The sequence below is a fragment of the Ornithinibacillus sp. 4-3 genome, assembly GCF_040958695.1.
In the GTDB taxonomy this organism is placed as follows: Bacteria; Bacillota; Bacilli; order Bacillales; family Amphibacillaceae; genus CALAMD01.
In genome coordinates, this window is sequence record NZ_CP162599.1 from 1857783 (window position 1) to 1875932 (window position 18150).

Annotated in this window: 20 protein-coding genes and 1 other RNA gene; 6 read left to right on the forward strand and 15 right to left on the reverse strand. The window is 34.7% G+C overall.

What is annotated here, in order from left to right:
- Nucleotides 1-16: 16 nt before the first annotated feature.
- From vrrA to AB4Y30_RS09080, 9 genes are all read right to left on the reverse strand, one after another.
- On the reverse strand, nt 17-442 hold the full coding sequence (gene vrrA / locus AB4Y30_RS09040) for a VrrA/YqfQ family protein (protein ID WP_368651916.1): 426 nt from the start codon (nt 440-442) through the stop codon (nt 17-19).
- A 180-nt stretch (nt 443-622) separates the two neighbouring features.
- Nucleotides 623-844 carry a YozE family protein gene (locus AB4Y30_RS09045; RefSeq protein ID WP_368651917.1) on the reverse strand — a complete coding sequence of 74 codons (222 nt, stop codon included), beginning with the start codon at nt 842-844 and terminating at the stop codon, nt 623-625.
- Nucleotides 845-866: 22 nt separating this feature from the next.
- The gene (tatC, locus tag AB4Y30_RS09050; protein WP_368651918.1) at nt 867-1607 is read right to left on the reverse strand and encodes a twin-arginine translocase subunit TatC; all 741 of its coding nucleotides are present in this window, start codon (nt 1605-1607) and stop codon (nt 867-869) included.
- Between the two features lie 78 nt (nt 1608-1685).
- Complete coding sequence (locus tag AB4Y30_RS09055) at nt 1686-1877, reverse strand: twin-arginine translocase TatA/TatE family subunit (RefSeq protein ID WP_368651919.1); 192 nt, start codon at nt 1875-1877, stop codon at nt 1686-1688.
- A gap of 181 nt (nt 1878-2058) precedes the next feature.
- Entirely contained in the window at nt 2059-2643 is a 585-nt protein-coding gene (locus tag AB4Y30_RS09060; RefSeq protein WP_368651920.1) for a molybdenum cofactor guanylyltransferase, read from the reverse strand.
- A gap of 21 nt (nt 2644-2664) precedes the next feature.
- A complete protein-coding gene (locus AB4Y30_RS09065; protein WP_368651921.1) occupies nt 2665-3150 on the reverse strand; it encodes a dihydrofolate reductase in 486 nt (161 codons plus the stop codon).
- 43 nt (nt 3151-3193) lie between these two features.
- Nucleotides 3194-4135 (reverse strand): thymidylate synthase, encoded by a 942-nt coding sequence (locus tag AB4Y30_RS09070; RefSeq protein ID WP_368651922.1) that lies wholly within the window; start codon nt 4133-4135, stop codon nt 3194-3196.
- A gap of 268 nt (nt 4136-4403) precedes the next feature.
- Nucleotides 4404-4754, reverse strand: a complete 351-nt coding sequence (locus AB4Y30_RS09075) for a VOC family protein (RefSeq protein WP_368651923.1) — start codon at nt 4752-4754, stop codon at nt 4404-4406.
- 226 nt (nt 4755-4980) lie between these two features.
- Nucleotides 4981-6651, reverse strand: coding sequence for a formate--tetrahydrofolate ligase (locus AB4Y30_RS09080; protein ID WP_368651924.1), 1671 nt, complete (start codon nt 6649-6651; stop codon nt 4981-4983).
- Between the two features lie 371 nt (nt 6652-7022).
- Between AB4Y30_RS09080 and AB4Y30_RS09085 the strand changes: the two genes are divergently transcribed.
- The 4 genes from AB4Y30_RS09085 to AB4Y30_RS09100 all read left to right on the forward strand — a co-directional run bounded on the left by AB4Y30_RS09085 (nt 7023) and on the right by AB4Y30_RS09100 (nt 10013).
- Nucleotides 7023-7184 (forward strand): cytochrome c oxidase subunit 2A, encoded by a 162-nt coding sequence (locus AB4Y30_RS09085; RefSeq protein WP_368651925.1) that lies wholly within the window; start codon nt 7023-7025, stop codon nt 7182-7184.
- Nucleotides 7185-7202: 18 nt separating this feature from the next.
- Complete coding sequence (locus AB4Y30_RS09090) at nt 7203-7685, forward strand: cytochrome c oxidase subunit II (RefSeq protein ID WP_368651926.1); 483 nt, start codon at nt 7203-7205, stop codon at nt 7683-7685.
- Nucleotides 7685-9334, forward strand: coding sequence for a b(o/a)3-type cytochrome-c oxidase subunit 1 (locus AB4Y30_RS09095; protein ID WP_368651927.1), 1650 nt, complete (start codon nt 7685-7687; stop codon nt 9332-9334). Before AB4Y30_RS09090 ends, AB4Y30_RS09095 begins: the two co-directional genes overlap by 1 nt.
- Nucleotides 9335-9425: 91 nt before the next feature.
- Entirely contained in the window at nt 9426-10013 is a 588-nt protein-coding gene (locus AB4Y30_RS09100; RefSeq protein ID WP_368651928.1) for an SCO family protein, read from the forward strand.
- Nucleotides 10014-10052: 39 nt separating this feature from the next.
- Here AB4Y30_RS09100 and AB4Y30_RS09105 read toward each other — a convergent pair whose 3' ends face one another.
- The 5 genes from AB4Y30_RS09105 to AB4Y30_RS09125 form a co-directional block, all read right to left on the reverse strand.
- Complete coding sequence (locus AB4Y30_RS09105; protein ID WP_368651929.1) at nt 10053-11180, reverse strand: class I SAM-dependent RNA methyltransferase; 1128 nt, start codon at nt 11178-11180, stop codon at nt 10053-10055.
- A 260-nt stretch (nt 11181-11440) separates the two neighbouring features.
- Nucleotides 11441-11818: RNase P RNA component class B (gene rnpB / locus AB4Y30_RS09110), an RNA gene on the reverse strand.
- A 39-nt stretch (nt 11819-11857) separates the two neighbouring features.
- Complete coding sequence (gene gpsB, locus AB4Y30_RS09115; RefSeq protein ID WP_368651930.1) at nt 11858-12169, reverse strand: cell division regulator GpsB; 312 nt, start codon at nt 12167-12169, stop codon at nt 11858-11860.
- 295 nt (nt 12170-12464) lie between these two features.
- The gene (gene cdd, locus AB4Y30_RS09120; RefSeq protein ID WP_368655206.1) at nt 12465-12866 is read right to left on the reverse strand and encodes a cytidine deaminase; all 402 of its coding nucleotides are present in this window, start codon (nt 12864-12866) and stop codon (nt 12465-12467) included.
- 43 nt (nt 12867-12909) lie between these two features.
- Nucleotides 12910-13260, reverse strand: coding sequence for a DUF1798 family protein (locus tag AB4Y30_RS09125; RefSeq protein ID WP_368651931.1), 351 nt, complete (start codon nt 13258-13260; stop codon nt 12910-12912).
- Nucleotides 13261-14024: 764 nt separating this feature from the next.
- On the opposite strand from AB4Y30_RS09125, the gene recU reads away from it, so the two are divergent.
- Nucleotides 14025-14627: a Holliday junction resolvase RecU gene (gene recU, locus AB4Y30_RS09130; RefSeq protein WP_368655207.1), complete on the forward strand. Its 603-nt coding sequence runs from the start codon at nt 14025-14027 to the stop codon at nt 14625-14627.
- A complete protein-coding gene (locus AB4Y30_RS09135) occupies nt 14624-17416 on the forward strand; it encodes a PBP1A family penicillin-binding protein (RefSeq protein ID WP_368651932.1) in 2793 nt (930 codons plus the stop codon). Before recU ends, AB4Y30_RS09135 begins: the two co-directional genes overlap by 4 nt.
- A gap of 79 nt (nt 17417-17495) precedes the next feature.
- On the opposite strand, the gene nth is transcribed toward AB4Y30_RS09135, so the two are convergent.
- Nucleotides 17496-18149 (reverse strand): endonuclease III, encoded by a 654-nt coding sequence (gene nth, locus AB4Y30_RS09140; RefSeq protein WP_368651933.1) that lies wholly within the window; start codon nt 18147-18149, stop codon nt 17496-17498.
- Between the last annotated feature and the right edge of the window lies 1 nt (nt 18150).

Here is an 18150-nt window from a genome sequence, read left to right on the forward strand (position 1 = left end):
CATTCGCTATTACAAATTATACATATAATCTAGGCAAAGAATTACCTTTCCTTACTGTATTCGATTTTACCATATTTATACTATCTTTGTTGTCTTCATGCACTGGAGGTGTAGATAAATCCTCAACATCAGTTGCTGTTTCCTCTTCTAAATCTATATTCTTAAAAGCTTTCATCATTCGATACATAGCTGGTAAATTTTTAACGAGAGGTCCGTATTGTTGCACTAATGGAGTTGCAGAATCTACTACTTGTAAAACCTGCTGAATATTCCCTAACGATTTTGATAATCCTCCTACCCCTTTATTGATTAGATTAGGAATAGAGCTAATTTTTGATTGCGTTTGTGGGACTGGAGCTTGAAAATTACGTTGTGGAAAGAAAGGATGATTTCTATTTGTGAAATTTTGATTTGTATTTCTTGATTGATTAGCAAAAAGCATAAAGATCCTCCTCTCTATTTTAATCTTTCATTCATTTTACGTAAATAAAAGATATCTCGTATAGGCGAAAAGGATCTTTCTTTCTATTTCCCGGGAAACCGCAGGATGTGGCAATATCAGCTATTGATAGCCATCATAGCGTCTTTTAAATGCTAATAATTTGTCGAATTCACTAGAAATTTATTTATGATTAGCTTCATATATTGCCCAGACTTCATCAAAAACCATTAAAGCATTGTGAAATGGTGTATTCCACTCTAAATAATCACTAATTTCATGATAATTATTTGAATGCTTTGGGAAATCATGATCTTTAAACATCCAATCTGCTAATTTACTTTTTTCATCTGCTACTAGCTTTCCGCGTAGGGTCATCATAAATTGATAAAAAGTCATGTGCATATCACCTTCTTTTAAGAAAGTCTTAAGATTGTTGTTTGCTTTGTCTCTTCTTATAAACTCTTTCAGCTAATAAGATACTGATTTCATAAAGAATGAACAATGGAACAGCTACTACAATTTGTAAAACCACATCTGGTGGTGTAATTAATGCAGCAATAATTAATAAGATAAAATAAGCATACTTTCTTGTTTTACGCATAAATTTTGGTGTTAAGATTCCTATACTAGTTAAGAACATAATGATCACTGGGATTTCAAATAATAATGCAAATGGAATTAATACACGGAATAAAAAGCGAAAGTATTTTTCAACGGTAAATATTTCATTAAACATGCCATTATTTAATGATAGTAAGAATGGCAAAATTAAGTTGGTAAACATAAAGTATCCGAACACAATTCCTAAAATAAATAGGATAAATACTGCAGGAACATATAAAATAGAAAGTCTTCTTTCTGACTTTGTTAATCCTGGTTTAATAAACAACCATAATTGTAAACACAGAATCGGCATGGTAACTATGAGTGATCCTAAGCCAGCAAATGTAAAGTAAACCCAAATAATGTCCCCAGGGCTTGTGATATTCAAGTCAAATGGAATATCTTGTGCAATGAAATAATATATTTCTTCTACAAAAATAAAGATTCCTATAAAGAAAACAACAAAAAAGATAGCTGTAAATAATAAGCGATTACGTAATTCTGCTAAATGTCCGACAATATTCATTTCTTTTTCATTAGGCGTATCTATTTTTTCAGCCATTAATGCTCACTTCCTTTTACATAAGCATAAAAGAAGATGTAAGGATTAAAACCCTACACCTTCTATAAATAAATAACTTTATTTGGATGGATTGTCCTTCTTCGCTTTGCTATCCTCTTCATCATCACCGATAATGCCTTTAGTTGCATTTTTGAATTCTCTTAAAGAATTACCAACAGCTTTTCCAAGTTCAGGTAATTTAGAAGGTCCAAAAATAATTAAAGCAACAACTAGAATTAAAATTAAACCAGGAATTCCAATTTGAGCCATATTTTTCACCCCAATAATTTGATAGTACTACTCTATCTTTAAGTAACTGATTAAATTATAACTTGTCTACATCAAAAACAAAACTAAGTTTACAAAAATCCACATAATGTTCAAATTCTAAGCTTCTACATTATTTTATCATGAGAATAGGAGAATGCAAATTTTTTTCGTTTGATTGGTCTTACTCTTTATACTTTAATGCTTTCTGATATTCCTCTGGTTTATTCATATTAAAGAAATGTTTTGTTAGTATTTCCCCAGCTATTTCTGGATAATCACCAACATATTTAACTTTTAAATAATCGAATAATCTTCTTACTTTCAAGTCATCTTTTGATAGTTGCTGTTGTACATAAGGAAGCACTGTTTTTCTGTATATCCCAGCTAATGGATGAATTCTCTCCTCATATTTTGGAATAATGACATCATTATCTTCCATATTAGCTAATAATAATTGATAAATATCAGCTTGAATAAATGGCATATCACAAGCAGCAAATAGATATAAATCTGCTGGTTGATAATATAAAGCCGATTCGATCCCAGCTAAGGGGCCTTTATCTAGAAAACGATCTTCGTATATTTTAAATGGCAAAAAATCATAATCTGAAGGATGATTCGAAATAATAATAATATCCTTTGTTATTTTTTGTAATTCCTCTGCTATATGTTGAATTGTAGGTTTTCCATTGATTGGAAGTAATGATTTATTCGTACCCATTCTTGAAGATTTACCACCAGCAAGAATGACGCCACAAATATGCAAATACATCTCCACCTTCACACTTTAGATTCGGTCATATACAGTGAAATAATAATCATAAGGGTTTTTATCATCTTTTTCGCCTTTTGTTTTGGATACTTGTTTCCACTCTGACTTAGAAAATTCTGGGAAAAGTGTATCTCCTTCAAAGTCTTCATCAATATGTGTAATATATAAACGATCAGCATGTGAAATAGTTTGTTCGTATAAGTTGCCGCCCCCACCAATAAAAATTTCATCATTAGGATACTTTTCAACTATTTTAAAAATATCATTTAGTTCATGAATTACTTCTACCCCATCTATATTTAATTCTTGGCGAGTAAGTACAATGTTTCTCCGATTCGGTAGTGGTCTACCAATTGATTCGAATGTTTTTCGTCCCATAATAATGGTATGTCCATTCGTTACTTCCTTAAAATATTGTAAATCCTTTGGGATATGCCAAGGCATATCGTTGTCTGAACCAATCATTCTGTTATTTCCTATTGCGACTATTAAGGAAAGCATATGTTACCTCCAATGTATGATAAATTAAGTATTTTCATGCTTGCTATACTGCGATTGGTGCTTTAATCGTTGGATGCGGATCATAATCAACAATTTCAAAATCATTAAGTTCAAAATCAAAAATGGATTGCTTATCACTGTTGATTTTTAATGTTGGCAGTGGACGTAATTCTCTACTTAATTGGAGTTCAACTTGTTCTACATGATTGGAATAAATATGTGCATCACCAAAAGTATGAACAAAATCTCCTACCTCTAAGCCACATTCATGTGCGATTAAATGCGTTAACAGAGCATAGCTAGCAATATTAAAAGGCACACCTAAAAATACATCTGCACTACGCTGGTATAATTGACATGATAGCTTACCATCAGTAACATAAAACTGGAATAACGTATGGCAAGGTGGCAATGCCATATGTGGTACATCCTCAGGGTTCCATGCAGAAACAATATGTCTTCTGGAATTAGGATTCGTTTTAATTGCATCAATTACTTCTTTTAATTGATCCACCCCATTGAAATCACGCCATTGCTTTCCATATACTAAACCGAGATCACCATATTTTTCAGCAAATCCTAGATCTTCAAGGATTCGATTTTTAAAAATATCCATTTGTTTATCATATTCTGCTTTAAATGCAGGATCTTCCAATATTTTATTTCCAAAATCATCCATATTAGGCCCTGTATAGTCTTCGCTTTCCACCCATTTTTTAAATGCCCATTCATTCCAAATATTAATATTATTTTCTAGTAAATAGCGTATATTTGTATCGCCTTTAATAAACCAAAGCAATTCAACGGCTATTATACGAAAAGGAACTTTTTTAGTTGTTAGTAATGGGAAGCCTTTGCTTAAATCAAAGCGCATTTGATGACCAAAAATAGAATAGGTTCCAGTATTTGTTCGATCATCCTTTTCCTTACCAGCTGCTAAAATTTTCTTACATAAATCTAGGTAAGCTTGTTCTTCCGTTATCATTACTTTCCCTCCATTTAATTGTAACTAATATATCTTGTTCATTTATCATACCCGAAAAAAGCATAAGTCACAATCACTCATATTTTGGTCTTGAATGGTCTTAAATCACTGAAACCAAAAGCAAACATTATAAACAATATGATTGTAGTTTTTATAAAACTTTTGATATTCCTAATAGATCTTTTTAACCTTTTTCCATTTTCTACTCTTTGTTCTAAATTTATTTATGGAGCAACTGTGTTTAGCAGTAATATCTAATATTATTTTTTTACTGATGAATAAGAATATTGACTAGCTTTCCAAATGGGTCCCTTACGTAAAAACGCCGTACTCCCCATGGTTCCTCAACTGGTCCATACTCAATTGGGATGCCCGCTTCCTGCACACGAGTTAATGCTTCTTCCAGATCATCAACTTCAATAGATAAATCAGGCACTTGTGTTCCGGAACCTCCCTCTGAAAGAAAGCTAATTTGAGTTTCCATTTTCTCATCGGATCCATAAGTTGCAATAAATCCCATATCCATTAGTTGTTCAAGCCCAAGTACCTCTCCGTAGAAGTATGCTGCTTTGGACTTGTCCTGTGTTTCTACATTCGCAACAATTCGTTTTACCTTCATCTTTATACACTCCCAAAATTTTGACAGCCATTTTATTGCATACCTAATCTGGTAACAATTTAATATTTATTATAGTCAAAAATATAATGAAATTTAAGCTTCGACCCTTTTAGTAAGGCGGAATGTATTTCTGTAGCGATTACTTCTAGTCATTTTCGTTATACTTTTTTCTATGATAAAGAAAGACTGTCTACTTTTATGTAAACAGTCTTTTCTTATTGATATATTAGAATAAGCCTAGAGCTCTTCCATCTTCTGAAACGTCCATATTTAAAGCAGCTGGTTTAACTGGTAAACCTGGCATTGTCATCATATCTCCTGTAAGAACTACGATAAACCCTGCTCCAATAGATGGGCGCATTTCTCGAATTGAAATAGTAAAATCTTCTGGTCGACCTAATAATGCCGGATTATCTGATAAAGAGTATTGTGTTTTCGCCATACATACTGGCAATTTATCCCACCCCTGCATTTCATAGAATGCAGCCTGTTTCTTAGCTTGTGGAGATAATTCAATATCTTTTGCTCCATAAACTTTTTGAGCGATTTTTCTAATTTTTGTTTCTAAAGAATCCTCTAATTCATAAATACGTTTAAAATCACGTTCTTCAGACTCTGCTTTAGCAATAACTTTTTTCGCTAAATCAATTCCACCTGCACCACCTTTAGCCCAAATATCAGCTAAAGCAACATCAACACCTTGTTCTTCACACCATGCTTGGATAAAATCAGTTTCAGCTTCTGTATCTGTAGGGAATTTATTAATTGCAACAACATAAGGAAGTCCAAAAGTTTCAATCGTTTCCATATGTTTCTTCAAATTGCTCATACCTGCTTTTAATGCTTCTACATTTTCTGCTTTTAAATCGTCTTTAGCAACTCCACCATGCATCTTCAATGCTCGAACAGTAGCAACAATGACAACAGCTGCTGGTTCAAAGTCTCCAGCTCGGGATTTAATATCGAGAAACTTCTCTGCTCCAAGATCCGCTCCAAATCCCGCTTCCGTAACAACATATTCCCCTAATTTAGCAGCAGTTTTGGTAGCGATAATACTATTACATCCATGGGCAATATTCGCAAATGGACCACCATGGATAATTGCTGGGGTATTTTCAATTGTTTGAACTAAGTTAGGCTTGATTGCATCCTTTAATAAAAGTGTTAATGCACCTTCTACTTTTAGATCTTTTACTGTAACAGGCTCTTCATTATATGTATAACCAATTACAACCCGAGAAATCTTCTCACGTAAATCATTTAAATCATTTGCTAGACACAGGATAGCCATAATTTCAGATGCTACCGTAATATTAAATCCATCTTGTCTAGGAACCCCCTGTGTAGGCCCGCCTAATCCAACAACAATTTGTCTTAACGTACGGTCATTCATATCCATGACTCGCTTCCACTCAATACGACGTGGATCAATATTCAACTCATTTCCACGTTGAATGTGGTTATCAATTAGAGCAGATAATGCGTTATTTGCTGTAGTAATTGCATGTAAATCACCAGTAAAATGCAGGTTAATATCCTCCATCGGTAGCACTTGTGAATATCCACCACCAGCAGCCCCACCTTTTATTCCCATTACTGGCCCTAAGGAAGGCTCGCGCAAAGCGATGATTGTTTTCTTGCCTACTTGGTTTAATGCTTGGCCTAAACCAACAGATACAGTTGACTTTCCTTCTCCAGCAGGTGTAGGGCTAATCGCCGTTACTAAAACAACTTTTCCGTCAGGACGATCTTTTAGTTTATTCAATAAAGCATCTGATAATTTTGCTTTCGTATGTCCATATGGTTCCCAGTCTGATTCATCTAATTGTAAACCTTCAACAATCTCACGAATTGGTTTTAATGTGGCTTCCTGAGCAATTTCAATATCTGTTTTCATTATATAGCTCTCTCCTTTAATGCAAAATTTTTAATATTACTGATATTATATCGCATTTGCTTTTTTTATGGTATGGAAAGGTTTTGGTTGACACTCATTATTCTTTGTTTAACTAGTGTTTTACCCTAAATCAATTAGTTTGTGAAATAATTCACAACTTTATCACATTTTTTTCATAATTTTGCCATCCCAATTGAACAGTTTGTGAAATGTTGAACAAAGTTATAAAAAATATATTACTTTGTGTGTATGATGAAAGTGTAAGAAGAGCTTTACATATGAAAAAGAGAGTGACTTCAAACACCTATATATCTAGTATCCTATCGACTTTACTCTCAATGAAAAAATCTAAAATGAAAGGAGTGATTAAGATGGCTGGGCCAAAGGTGAAGGAGAAAGAATCAAATGTGAAAAAACAAGTTAATCATGAAGAAGAAACATCCCTCAAAGGTACATTAGCTTCAGTAATGATTTTAGGCGGAATTATTGTACTAAGCTGGATAGGTGTATGGATGTTATTCGTAACCCGTTAAGAAAAGGAGAAGAGGACTATGCATTTTCATAAATATGAAAAGATTTGGTTATTTTTTGGTGTAGGTAGTTTATTAGTATTCCTAACCGTTGTAGGAATTAGCGCATTCTATATGGGCAGTCAACCCCCTAGCTGCGCTGTAACGTTAGATCCAGAAAAAGTAGATGAATGGGAACCATTTAATGAGCCTGGATTAAAACAAATTGGTGATAATGAATACGAATTAGCAATTGTTGCTTCTGCTTTCAACTATGATGTTGGAACAGATGATAAGGTAGTTCAGATTCCTAAAGGAGCAACAGTACATTTTGTAGTTACAACGAAAGATGTGATTCATGGTTTTGAACTAGCTGGTACAAATGTAAACATGATGCTAGAGCCTGGCTATGTAAGTACATTAACAAATACATTTAAAAAAGAAGGTACATTTACCATGGTATGTAATGAGTATTGTGGAACTGGACACCACTTAATGTATGCGACGATTGAGGTGACTGAATAATGATGAAATCTGTTCGAGGTTTACCAATTAAAGATGCAAGATTATCGATGGCACATCTATATGTTGCATTTGCTGCCCTATTCGTAGGTGCTTCAGCAGGTTTATTACAAGTACTAGAACGTTCTGGAAAATTCCAAATGCCATTTAACCTTAGCTATTATCAAATTTTAACAATCCATGGAGTTATTCTCGGTCTAGTATTAACTACTTTCTTTATTATCGGTTTTATGCTTGCTGCACAAAGTAAAACTACAGGTGGATATAATAAAACAGAGCTCATTATTGGTTGGATAGGCTTCTGGCTAATGTTGGCTGGAGTTATTCTTGCAGGTATTTTAATGATTCAAAATGAAGCAACTGTTTTATATACATTTTATGCTCCACTACAAGCACATGCAGGATTTTATTTTGGTTTAACTTTAATTATTGTTGGTACATGGTTAGATGCGTTTGTAATGTTTAAGCGTCATGCTAGATTCCGCAAAGAGAATCCAGGTCAACCTACTCCATTATTAAGCTATATGGGTGTAGTAACAATGGCAATGTGGTTTATTGCGTCCTTAGGAGTAGCAACAACTGTATTATTCCAATTATTACCTTGGTCTTTAGGTTGGGTAGATACAGTAGATGTACTAGTTAGCCGTACATTATTCTGGTACTTTGGTCATCCACTTGTATATTTCTGGTTATTGCCTGCATACATGATGTGGTATGCGGTTATGCCAAAAATTATCGGTGGTAAAGTATTTTCAGATTCATTAGCACGTTTTACATTTATTTTATTACTATTATTCTCTATTCCAGTTGGGTTTCACCACCAATTAACAGAGCCTGGTATTGATCCATTCTGGAAGTTTCTACAAGTTATTTTAACATTTTTAGTAGTTATTCCTTCTTTAATGACGGCATTCTCTATGTTTGCTATGTTTGAATCAAGAGGAAGAGAATTAGGAGCAAAAGGGCTATTTGGCTGGCTGAAGAAAATGCCATGGAAAGATGTTCGTTTCTTAGCACCATTTATTGGTATGCTCTTCTTCATCCCTGGAGGAGCTGGAGGAATTATTAATGCTTCTAACCAAATGAACCAAGTTGTCCATAATACAATTTGGGTTACAGGACACTTCCATTTAACAGTAGCAACAGTAGTAATGTTGACATTCTTTGGAATTACTTATTGGTTAGTACCGACATTAACTGGTAGAATTCTTACACCAGCAATGAACAAGCTAGGTATTATTCAAACAATTTTCTGGACAGTAGGTATGACGATTATGTCTACCGCAATGCACTGGCAAGGATTATTAGGTGGGCCACGTCGTTCTGCATACTCTGAATATGCTGGTAATGCTGATACAGCTGCTTGGGGGCCATATCAAATGGCTCAAGCTATTGGTGGATCTATCCTATTTATTGGTATGGTAATCATGATTATTATCTTTGTTTATCTCGCGTTCTTTGCTCCTAAAGGCGAAGAAAAATTCCCAGTTGCTGCTCTTGCAAAAGATGCAATTTCAACTCCTAAAGTATTTGAAAACTGGAAATTATGGATTGGTATTACTGTACTATTAATCTTGTTCACATATACGATTCCGTTTATCGATATTCTACAAAATGCGCCTCCGGGATCTAAAGGTTTTAAATTATGGTAACAAGGTAGGAACGTATATAGGGTGTAGAGGAAATTTTGCCCTTCCTCTTCCCCTATTCTTTATAAGCCTTACTTTTATGGAGGGAATTTAATTGAAGAAATTATATATTATTTTTAGCGCTTTACTTGTTATTGGTATAACAGCAGGAATATTATATTTAACAGTGATTCGCCCTGGAAATACAGAATTACCACAGGATGTTGTTTTACAAACTGCATTTGAAGAAGAATATTCTTTTGAGGAATCACCAAATAAAGTAAGATTAATAGAATTTATGTATACCAATTGCCCGGATGTATGTCCTGTTACGACATTAGAGCTATCGAAATTACGTAATAAGTTAGAGAAAGAAGGTGTTTTTGGAGATCAAGTAGAATTTCTAACGATTACAATTGACCCAAAACATGATACCCTTGAGGTTTTACAGGATTATGCAAATCGTTTTGAGGTTACTGAATCTGATGAAGGCTGGTATTTCTTAAGAGGGACAGATGAAGATACAAAGAAACTTGCTGACTCCTTAGACTTCCGCTATCGTGATCCAGGAACTGGAGATATTGTTCATACTTCTTATTCCTATTTATTAGACGAAAAAGACAATTTATTAGAGCAGTTTACAATGGGAGATAAATTTGATACAGACAAAGCATTCAATAAAATATTAAAAACCATCAATTAGAAAAAATACCTCCATTAGAGGTATTTTTTCTATGTATATCTAATTCTTTTTACCAAAAAATTGATAGTAATCGGTTTTAATAAATCCATTAAATAATTTTCTTTTCTTCGTTGCCTTATGACCATAATATTTTTCAAATTCTTCAAATGCAGTAATGATATATACACTCCAAGAAGAGTGATTTTTCATCACATCTCCAAGCTCACGATAAAGTTTAGTAATTTGTTCTCGATCACTTAATCGTACACCATATGGTGGATTTGAAACAATATAGCCATTATCTCTTTTAATATTTAAATCACTCACTTGCATTTGTTTCCATTGAATTAAATCACTAAGTCCGGCCTCTAACGCATTAGCTTTAGCAATTTCTACCATACGATGATCAATATCAGAACCAATAATATCTAACGCTTGATCATAATTTGCTAGATCCTCTGCTTCTGTAAAAGCATCATCCCAGTATTTCTGCTTGATAAAGGACCAATCTTCAGATGCAAAGTTTCGATTAAATCCTGGCGCAATATTCTGCCCAATTAATGCAGCTTCAATTGGGATAGTTCCTGAACCACAAAAAGGATCAATAAAGGCTTTATTTGGATTCCAATTAGTTAAAAGAACTAATGCAGCAGCTAAGGTTTCTTTCACAGGAGCATCTCCCTGCCCTACTCGATAACCACGTCGATGTAATCCTGCACCCGATGTATCAATGGTTAATGTAGCAATATCTTTTAATAAAGCTACTTCAATCTTATATAATGCTCCAGTTTCCGGAAGATTAGATGCTAGCCCATGTTTCAGCTTTAATCTTTCTGCAATAGATTTCTTTACGATTGCTTGACAGTCGGAAACACTAAACAGAGTCGACTTATGGGATTTACCAGAAACAGGGAATTGTCCATCCTCAGGAATAAATTGCTCCCATGGTAATGCTTTCGTAGCTTCAAATAACTCATCAAATGTAGTAGCTTTAAATTCACCAACTACTAATTTCACACGATCTGCAGTTCTTAGCCATAAATTACATCTAGGAATAGCATTGATTGGTGCATTAAAAATAACCTTTCCATTTTCTACCGTTGTTTCATATCCAAGTGTTTGTACTTCTTTTGCTACAATGGATTCGATTCCCATAGCGGCTGTTGCGATTAAAGTAACTTCTTTCATCTACACTAAATCCTTTCTTTTAACGATCGGAAATTTTTTCTGTTTTTTGTGAAAAAAAGAGATTGGGACAAAAGTATTTTAGGTTAGTTGTTTCCGAACATAAATGCTAAAATACTCGTTTCGAAAATATACTTCGTTGTCCATTAGGAGTCTACGTATATTTCCTACACTTTTTGTACTTTGTTCGGTTCTTAAACTAAAAATTACTTTTGTCCCAGCCTCTTTCAAAATGTATAAATCATGTAATTGACTATTGAATACATCATAAGCCATGTTCTGTACCATTGTACTACAAACGGCTGTCAGCCTCGTACTCTGGTCGCAATCATTTATCTACAAGCAAGATAGCTTGTCCCTCGTTCGGTTCATTTCCCGATTAGAGGATGCCCCTACCATAGTTTGGGTTGCTCACTCATGGGGTTTACCCGTTCCACCCAGCTTGTTTCCAAACTGGCTACGTCACTGTGGCACTTTCAAGGACTATTTCATATCATAATGACTTAGAAATAGTTCCTGCCGTTAACCTAAAGGTTACCTTGACTTATGTATTCGCCAAGCATGAACACTACAAACGTCTCAGTTTGTGTGAGCATGGACTTTCCTCTACATGCAATAACATGTAGCGATTACGTCCGTATTCAATCATTACATTAATATACTATACCATAAAATAAGGTTTATGAATCCTCTTGTTCAGCAAATTTTTTGCCAAATACTTCTTTTTCTAAATTAGATAAACGTTTTAGAACATCATAATTCACTTGTTGATTTGGCGTATGCATAGCTCTTGTGCGGACTTCACTAGATTGCTTCTGCAATCGATCAACTTCATTTTTCAGTTGTTCTAATTCTCTCTGGAATGCTTCATAATCCTGAATGATTACATCTAGAAATTCATCGACTTCTACTTGATTGTAGCCACGCATGGAAGATTTAAATTCTTTTTCTAAAATATCTTTTGAGCTGAGTTGAATGTTATTTGTATTCATTTCATCAGTCACCTCTTCACTTTCTATCATCCGTAGTTCATTATTTATTTTACTAATTATATATTTCCCTTATTACTTTATTATAACATGAATAAATGGAAGCTGGAACTAATGCCTTCCTTTTCCTTTCCCTTTATCCCGCTTTAAGAAACTAAATAGTAAAGTATTAAGTATATAATCGTCTAATAGCAAGGTTTGAAGTGTTCCAAAACCAAAGCATTACAATTTTTTTATATTCATGTAACAGAAGAATAGACGGTGAAAGAACAATCAATTACACCGAGGCAAATTGATTTTATTTATCAATAAGATTTTCCTTATGAAATGAGTAGGGCAATAATTCTTCCATGGTTAGTGTGATCGTTCGATCTTGTAAATTACTTAAGAAAATACTAGTATGCTTCTGAAAAAATTCACTCATTACTTGTCTACAAGACCCACATGGAGAAACAGCTTCCTTCGTATCCGCTACAACAGCTATTGCTTCAAAGTCACTAAAACCTTCGGAAATTGCCTTGAAAATCGCAACTCGTTCTGCACAGCAAGTAACAGGATATGCCGCATTTTCTATATTAGAGCCAGTAAAAATTTCGCCTGATGTTGTGAGCAACGCAGCTCCTACCTTGAAATTGGAGTATGGAGCATAAGCAGATTTTCTTGCTTGCTTAGCTGCCTTTATTAATTTCTCTTGCATAATTACTCTCCTTTAAAAAGTTTTTCTATGGATATCATTCGCTTTCTTAAGATAAATCCTGAAGCACTTGATTGAAAATATAATTACAAGAATGATAAAATTCCATATACTTTCTTCGGCGCATATCACGATAGTAACTATGCACAATAATTTGCTCATAATTTTCTACTGTTGCTACTAATTGATGTGGATATATTTGAACCTTCTTTTCCTTCATTAATTCTAGAATCTCTTGATGCCATTCATCTAGTAAAGTATAAATCATTTCTGTTTCCTGCTTTACATTAGCAAAGAACTCCTGATCTTTGGGATCTTCTGGAGGTTTTATTGTTTCGAAAGTTTCTAATAAAATTTCTAAATAAGCTTTAAGTTTTTCTGTCTTTTTCAGGACTGTCATGACAACACCCCTCCTCTTAAGCCATATTCTGTTCTAATACTTTACCATGAATGAAAGGTAAATACACGTTTTCAATACTTAAGCGAATTATAAAGGAGAGGTTGTTCAAAAAGTCCAACAAAAATGACACATCGAACAGGGGAACTTCGACTAAGTTCCGACACGTCTTGTGGACAACACAGAAGTCTCTACATCCTGTAGAAGTCCGCTAGCCTAAACTGCGCTGCCTTGAACTTTCGACGTACGGACATACTAGTTGCAGATGTTGCTCGCGTTGCGTGACGTGGCGTACTTAATCTGTCTTCCCCTGGTGTTGCTCGCGTAATGTTGCGAACTTAACCGATAACGGTCTTTTTACTGACCTTTTTGAACACGTACTTTTAGAATTAAAGCAGATCTAACTGTTTTTTGATTTCTTTTTTTATGTGTCTATTTAATTTTTTATCCATGTTCTTTAATTGGTCAAATAAATAATGAACCGCGCTATAATAGTGTTTTTTGGAATAAAAAATAGATTTTCTAATAATTATTCCTCCCTTCTTTTTAAATTTAATTAGCTATTCAGGGAAAATTTTCCTGTTAGTTGACAATACTAGAAAGAAGAATATAGAAAAGGTGTTTTTTCATTGTTTTTTTCAACAAATCACTTGGTATATTCGACAAATACAGCACACTATTGAATGAACCATTGTCTATGAGAAGTTGTTTCATATATAATGAGGTTAGTTTGTATCTTAGGTATAGATATAGCAAACTAGGAGGAAATATCATTGAAGTATCCAAATGGGCAACAAAGAAATATGACTGTTTCACGAACTACAAATAATTATCATAATCGTGGGATGACACTGGAGGAAGATATTAATCTTACAAATGATTATTATCGCGTGCAAGGTCGAGCAATCATTCATAAAAAACCAACACCAGTGCAAATAGTGAAAGTAAATTATCCGAAAAGAAGCGCTGCTGTTATTACAGAGGGATATTTTAGGCAAGCTTCCACTACTGATTATAATGGGATTTATAAACAAAGATATATCGATTTTGAGGCAAAAGAAACGAAGAGTGAAACCTCCCTTCCTTTGGCAAATTTTCATGAGCACCAAATCAATCATATGAAGGAAGTTGTCCAGCATGGAGCAATTTGCTTTATTCTTATTCGTTTTGCCACTTTTAATGAAACTTTTTTATTAAATGCAGAGAAACTTTTTACTTATTGGGACGACCAATTAAAGGGAGGCAGAAAATCCATCCCCTACTCTGCTATTCAGCAGGCGGGTTATCTCATACCGTTCAGGTACCAAGCTAGAGTCGATTATCTTGAAATTATCGATAGGCTCTATTTTAGATCGGAGGAAACATCATGACAGATAAAAAAGAAACTCGTACTGCGCGACGAGAACAACAAATGAAGCAAAAGAAAAATGGAAAAAAGAAAAACGGGAAAAAGAAGCCATTATTTAAAAAGATATTATTAATTATAGGTATTTTAATCTTAGTAATGGGGATTGGTGTAGGAAGTGTAGTTGGTTATTATATTGCTACTGCCCCAGATCTAGACGTAGAGAAATTATCTGACCCCTTCTCTGCTCAAGTACTCGATATGAATGGAGATGTTTTTGCAGAGCTTGGTGATACGAAGCGAACAAAGATTGAGTACAATGATTTACCACAGGTTTTAATTGATGCAGTTACCGCTACAGAGGATGCCCGTTTCTTTGAGCATAATGGAATTGACTTTAGACGACTTGCGGGAGCTGTACGTGGTAATATTGTAAATGGCTTTGGTTCTGAAGGAGCAAGTACCATTACACATCAGGTGGTTGAGCAATCATTTTTAACCCCTGAGAAAAAGCTTAGTCTTAAAATACAAGAACAATGGCTTGCACTAAAGCTAGAGCGTAAATTTTCAAAAGAACAAATCCTAGAAATGTACTTAAATAAAATTTTCTATGGTAGTGGTGCTTACGGTGTAGCTAAGGCTGCTGAAATATATTTTGGTAAAACAGACTTACATGACCTTACCTTAATCGAAGCAGCTATTTTAGCAGGATTGCCACAGCGTCCTACTGCTTATAACCCTTATGAAAATCCAGATTTAACAGAGGGTCGTGTAGATACCGTTTTGAAATTAATGGTACGTCATGGGAAAATTACGCAACAAGAAGCAGACGAAGCTCGTGAAGTAGATATTACTTCCTTGTTAGCAGGAAAGAAACCATCCTCAACTCCATATGAAGCATTCATTCAAAAGGTTGAAGATGAAGTTCATGAAAAAGTAGATGGCGCAAATATTTACACAGATGGTTTGAAAATACACACAACATTAGATCCACATGCACAGGAATATGTAGAATTTCTATTAACAGATAGTGATGATAATCCTATTTCCTATCCAGATGATGAATTACAAGCAGGTATGGCTGTTCTGGATACGAAAACTGGTGAGATTCGAGCGATTGGTGGAAGTAGAAATAATGAAGGCATACGTGGATACAACTACGCTTATAACAATAATGGTCGTCAGGCAGGTTCAACCATTAAGCCTATAGTAGCCTATGGACCAGCGATAGAAAATAACCAATGGTCTACTTATCATCAAATCAACGATGATAAACCATATCCAATTGCTGGAACTGATAAGGAAATTAGAAACTGGAATCGAAGCTATCAAGGCTGGCTTTCTATGCGTTCTGCCTTAGCCCAGTCTTTAAACGTTCCTGCAGTAAAAGCTTTAGAAGAAACTGGTTTCGATAATGCGAAAAAATTTGCTGAAGGTCTAGGAATTGAATTCGCTAACGATCAAATTACTATTGGTGATGCTATTGGAGGTACTCAAACAAGTGTTACTCCATTACAATTAGCTGGTGCCTTTAGAGCTTTTGGTAATGAGGGAATATATAATGAACCTTATGCGGTAACGGAAGTTGAATTTCCTAACGGTCAATCCGTTGACTTAAGACCTAAATCAGAAGCTGTCATGTCTGATTACACCGCATATATGATTACGGATATGCTTAAATCAGCTGTCACGGCATCCAATGCGACAGGTAGAGACGCAAATATTCCAGATTTACCTATGGCAGGTAAAACAGGTACAACGAATTTAGAAGGTCAAAGCGGAGCAAATAATTCATGGTTTAGTGGTTATACAACCAATTTCACCATTTCTATTTGGACCGGTTATAATGAAAATAACAAAATTATTGAAAATACAAAGGTTCCACATGCATTGTTTAAACATACGATGACAGAGCTTTCGAAGGATATAGATACACCTGATTTTGAAATGCCTGATTCTGTTGTAGAGGTGGAGGTTGAAAGAGGAACAAATCCACCAATGCTGCCTAGTCCGCTCACACCTAGTACAAATATCGTAAAAGAATTGTTTGTTAAAGGGCATGAGCCAAGTAAAAAATCAGAGAAATTTGATAAGCTCGATCCTGTATCTAACTTATCTGCACAGTACAATAGTGATAACGAAAGCATTAATGTTTCTTGGGATTACTCAGATGATCTAGATGTTAGTTATGAAGTAAGTGCAAGTGTTGATGGCGGGGAAATGAAGGTACTCTCTACGACCGAAGAAACTTCATTAGAAATTTCAGATATAGAAGCTGATGCTGAGTATGTAATTCAAGTAGTTGTTGTTAGTAATGAAGATAGTAGTAGTCGAAGTGATCCAGCTTCAGTAAAAGTAACGATAGACGCAGAAGAAATTCCAGCAGTTGAATCACTAAGCGCATCCTTTGATGAAGGAAGAGGAATTATTGATGTAGACTGGTCATATGATGGTCCTCCAGCTGCCTTTGAAGTAGATGTAAATGGGCAAACACAAACGGTTAATTCTGCTGGTTTAGAAATTAGTGGCGTTCAAACAGGCAGTTATACAATTACCGTGACACCAATTGGAACAAGTGGCAGTTTAGATGGAGTTCGTGGTGAATCGCGCAGTGTTACCCAAGACGTAAATATTACTGAAGAAGAGCCTGAGGAGGAACCAGAAGAAGAACCAGCAACAGAAGATCCTGAACCTGAAGAGGAACCTGAACCAGACCCGGAACCTGATCCCGAGCCTAACGAGGAAGAAAATAATAATGAACTAGAAGGAAATGCGACGGATACTCAAGAAGAAGAAAACACAGATGAAAATTAATCTGGTGTAGCATAAATGAAGCAGAAGAAAAGGTGTTGATCCCCTCTCTTCTGCTTCTTTTTTGTTTTGAGATTATTTTTTAACTTATAGCTTTCTTCATTCGCTTCTTACCTTCTCGACAAAGTGATAGTAAGGGACATTCTGGACAGTTAGGATTTCTAGCTTTGCAATGATATCTACCAAAAAATATCATTCGATGATGTGTATCACTCCACTCTTCTTTAGGAATTCTACGCATTAGTGTATTTTCTACTTCTAATACAGAGTCTTTCCAGCGGCAGATACCTAAACGCTTAGAAACTCTTTCTAAATGTGTATCAATTGCTATTGCTGGAATATTAAATGCTACAGATAAAACGACATTTGCCGTTTTTCTCCCTACCCCTGGCAGTTCTACTAGCTCTTCTCTTGTTTGTGGAACCTCACCATTATACTTATCTATTAAGATAGCACATAACTTTTGAATATTTTTAGCTTTATTACGATACAAGCCTATGGAACGAATATCCAGCTGTAGCTCCTCTAAATCCACCGCTAAGTAATCCTCTGGTGTTTTATATTTTTCAAATAAGCTAGGAGTTACTTTATTCACCAATACATCTGTACATTGAGCAGATAGTAAGACTGCAATAACAAGCTCAAAAGGGTTTTTATGATTTAATTCGCACTCTGCATCTGGAAACATATCTCGCATGGTATCTAAAATTTCTCTAATTTGTGTATTATTTAGCACG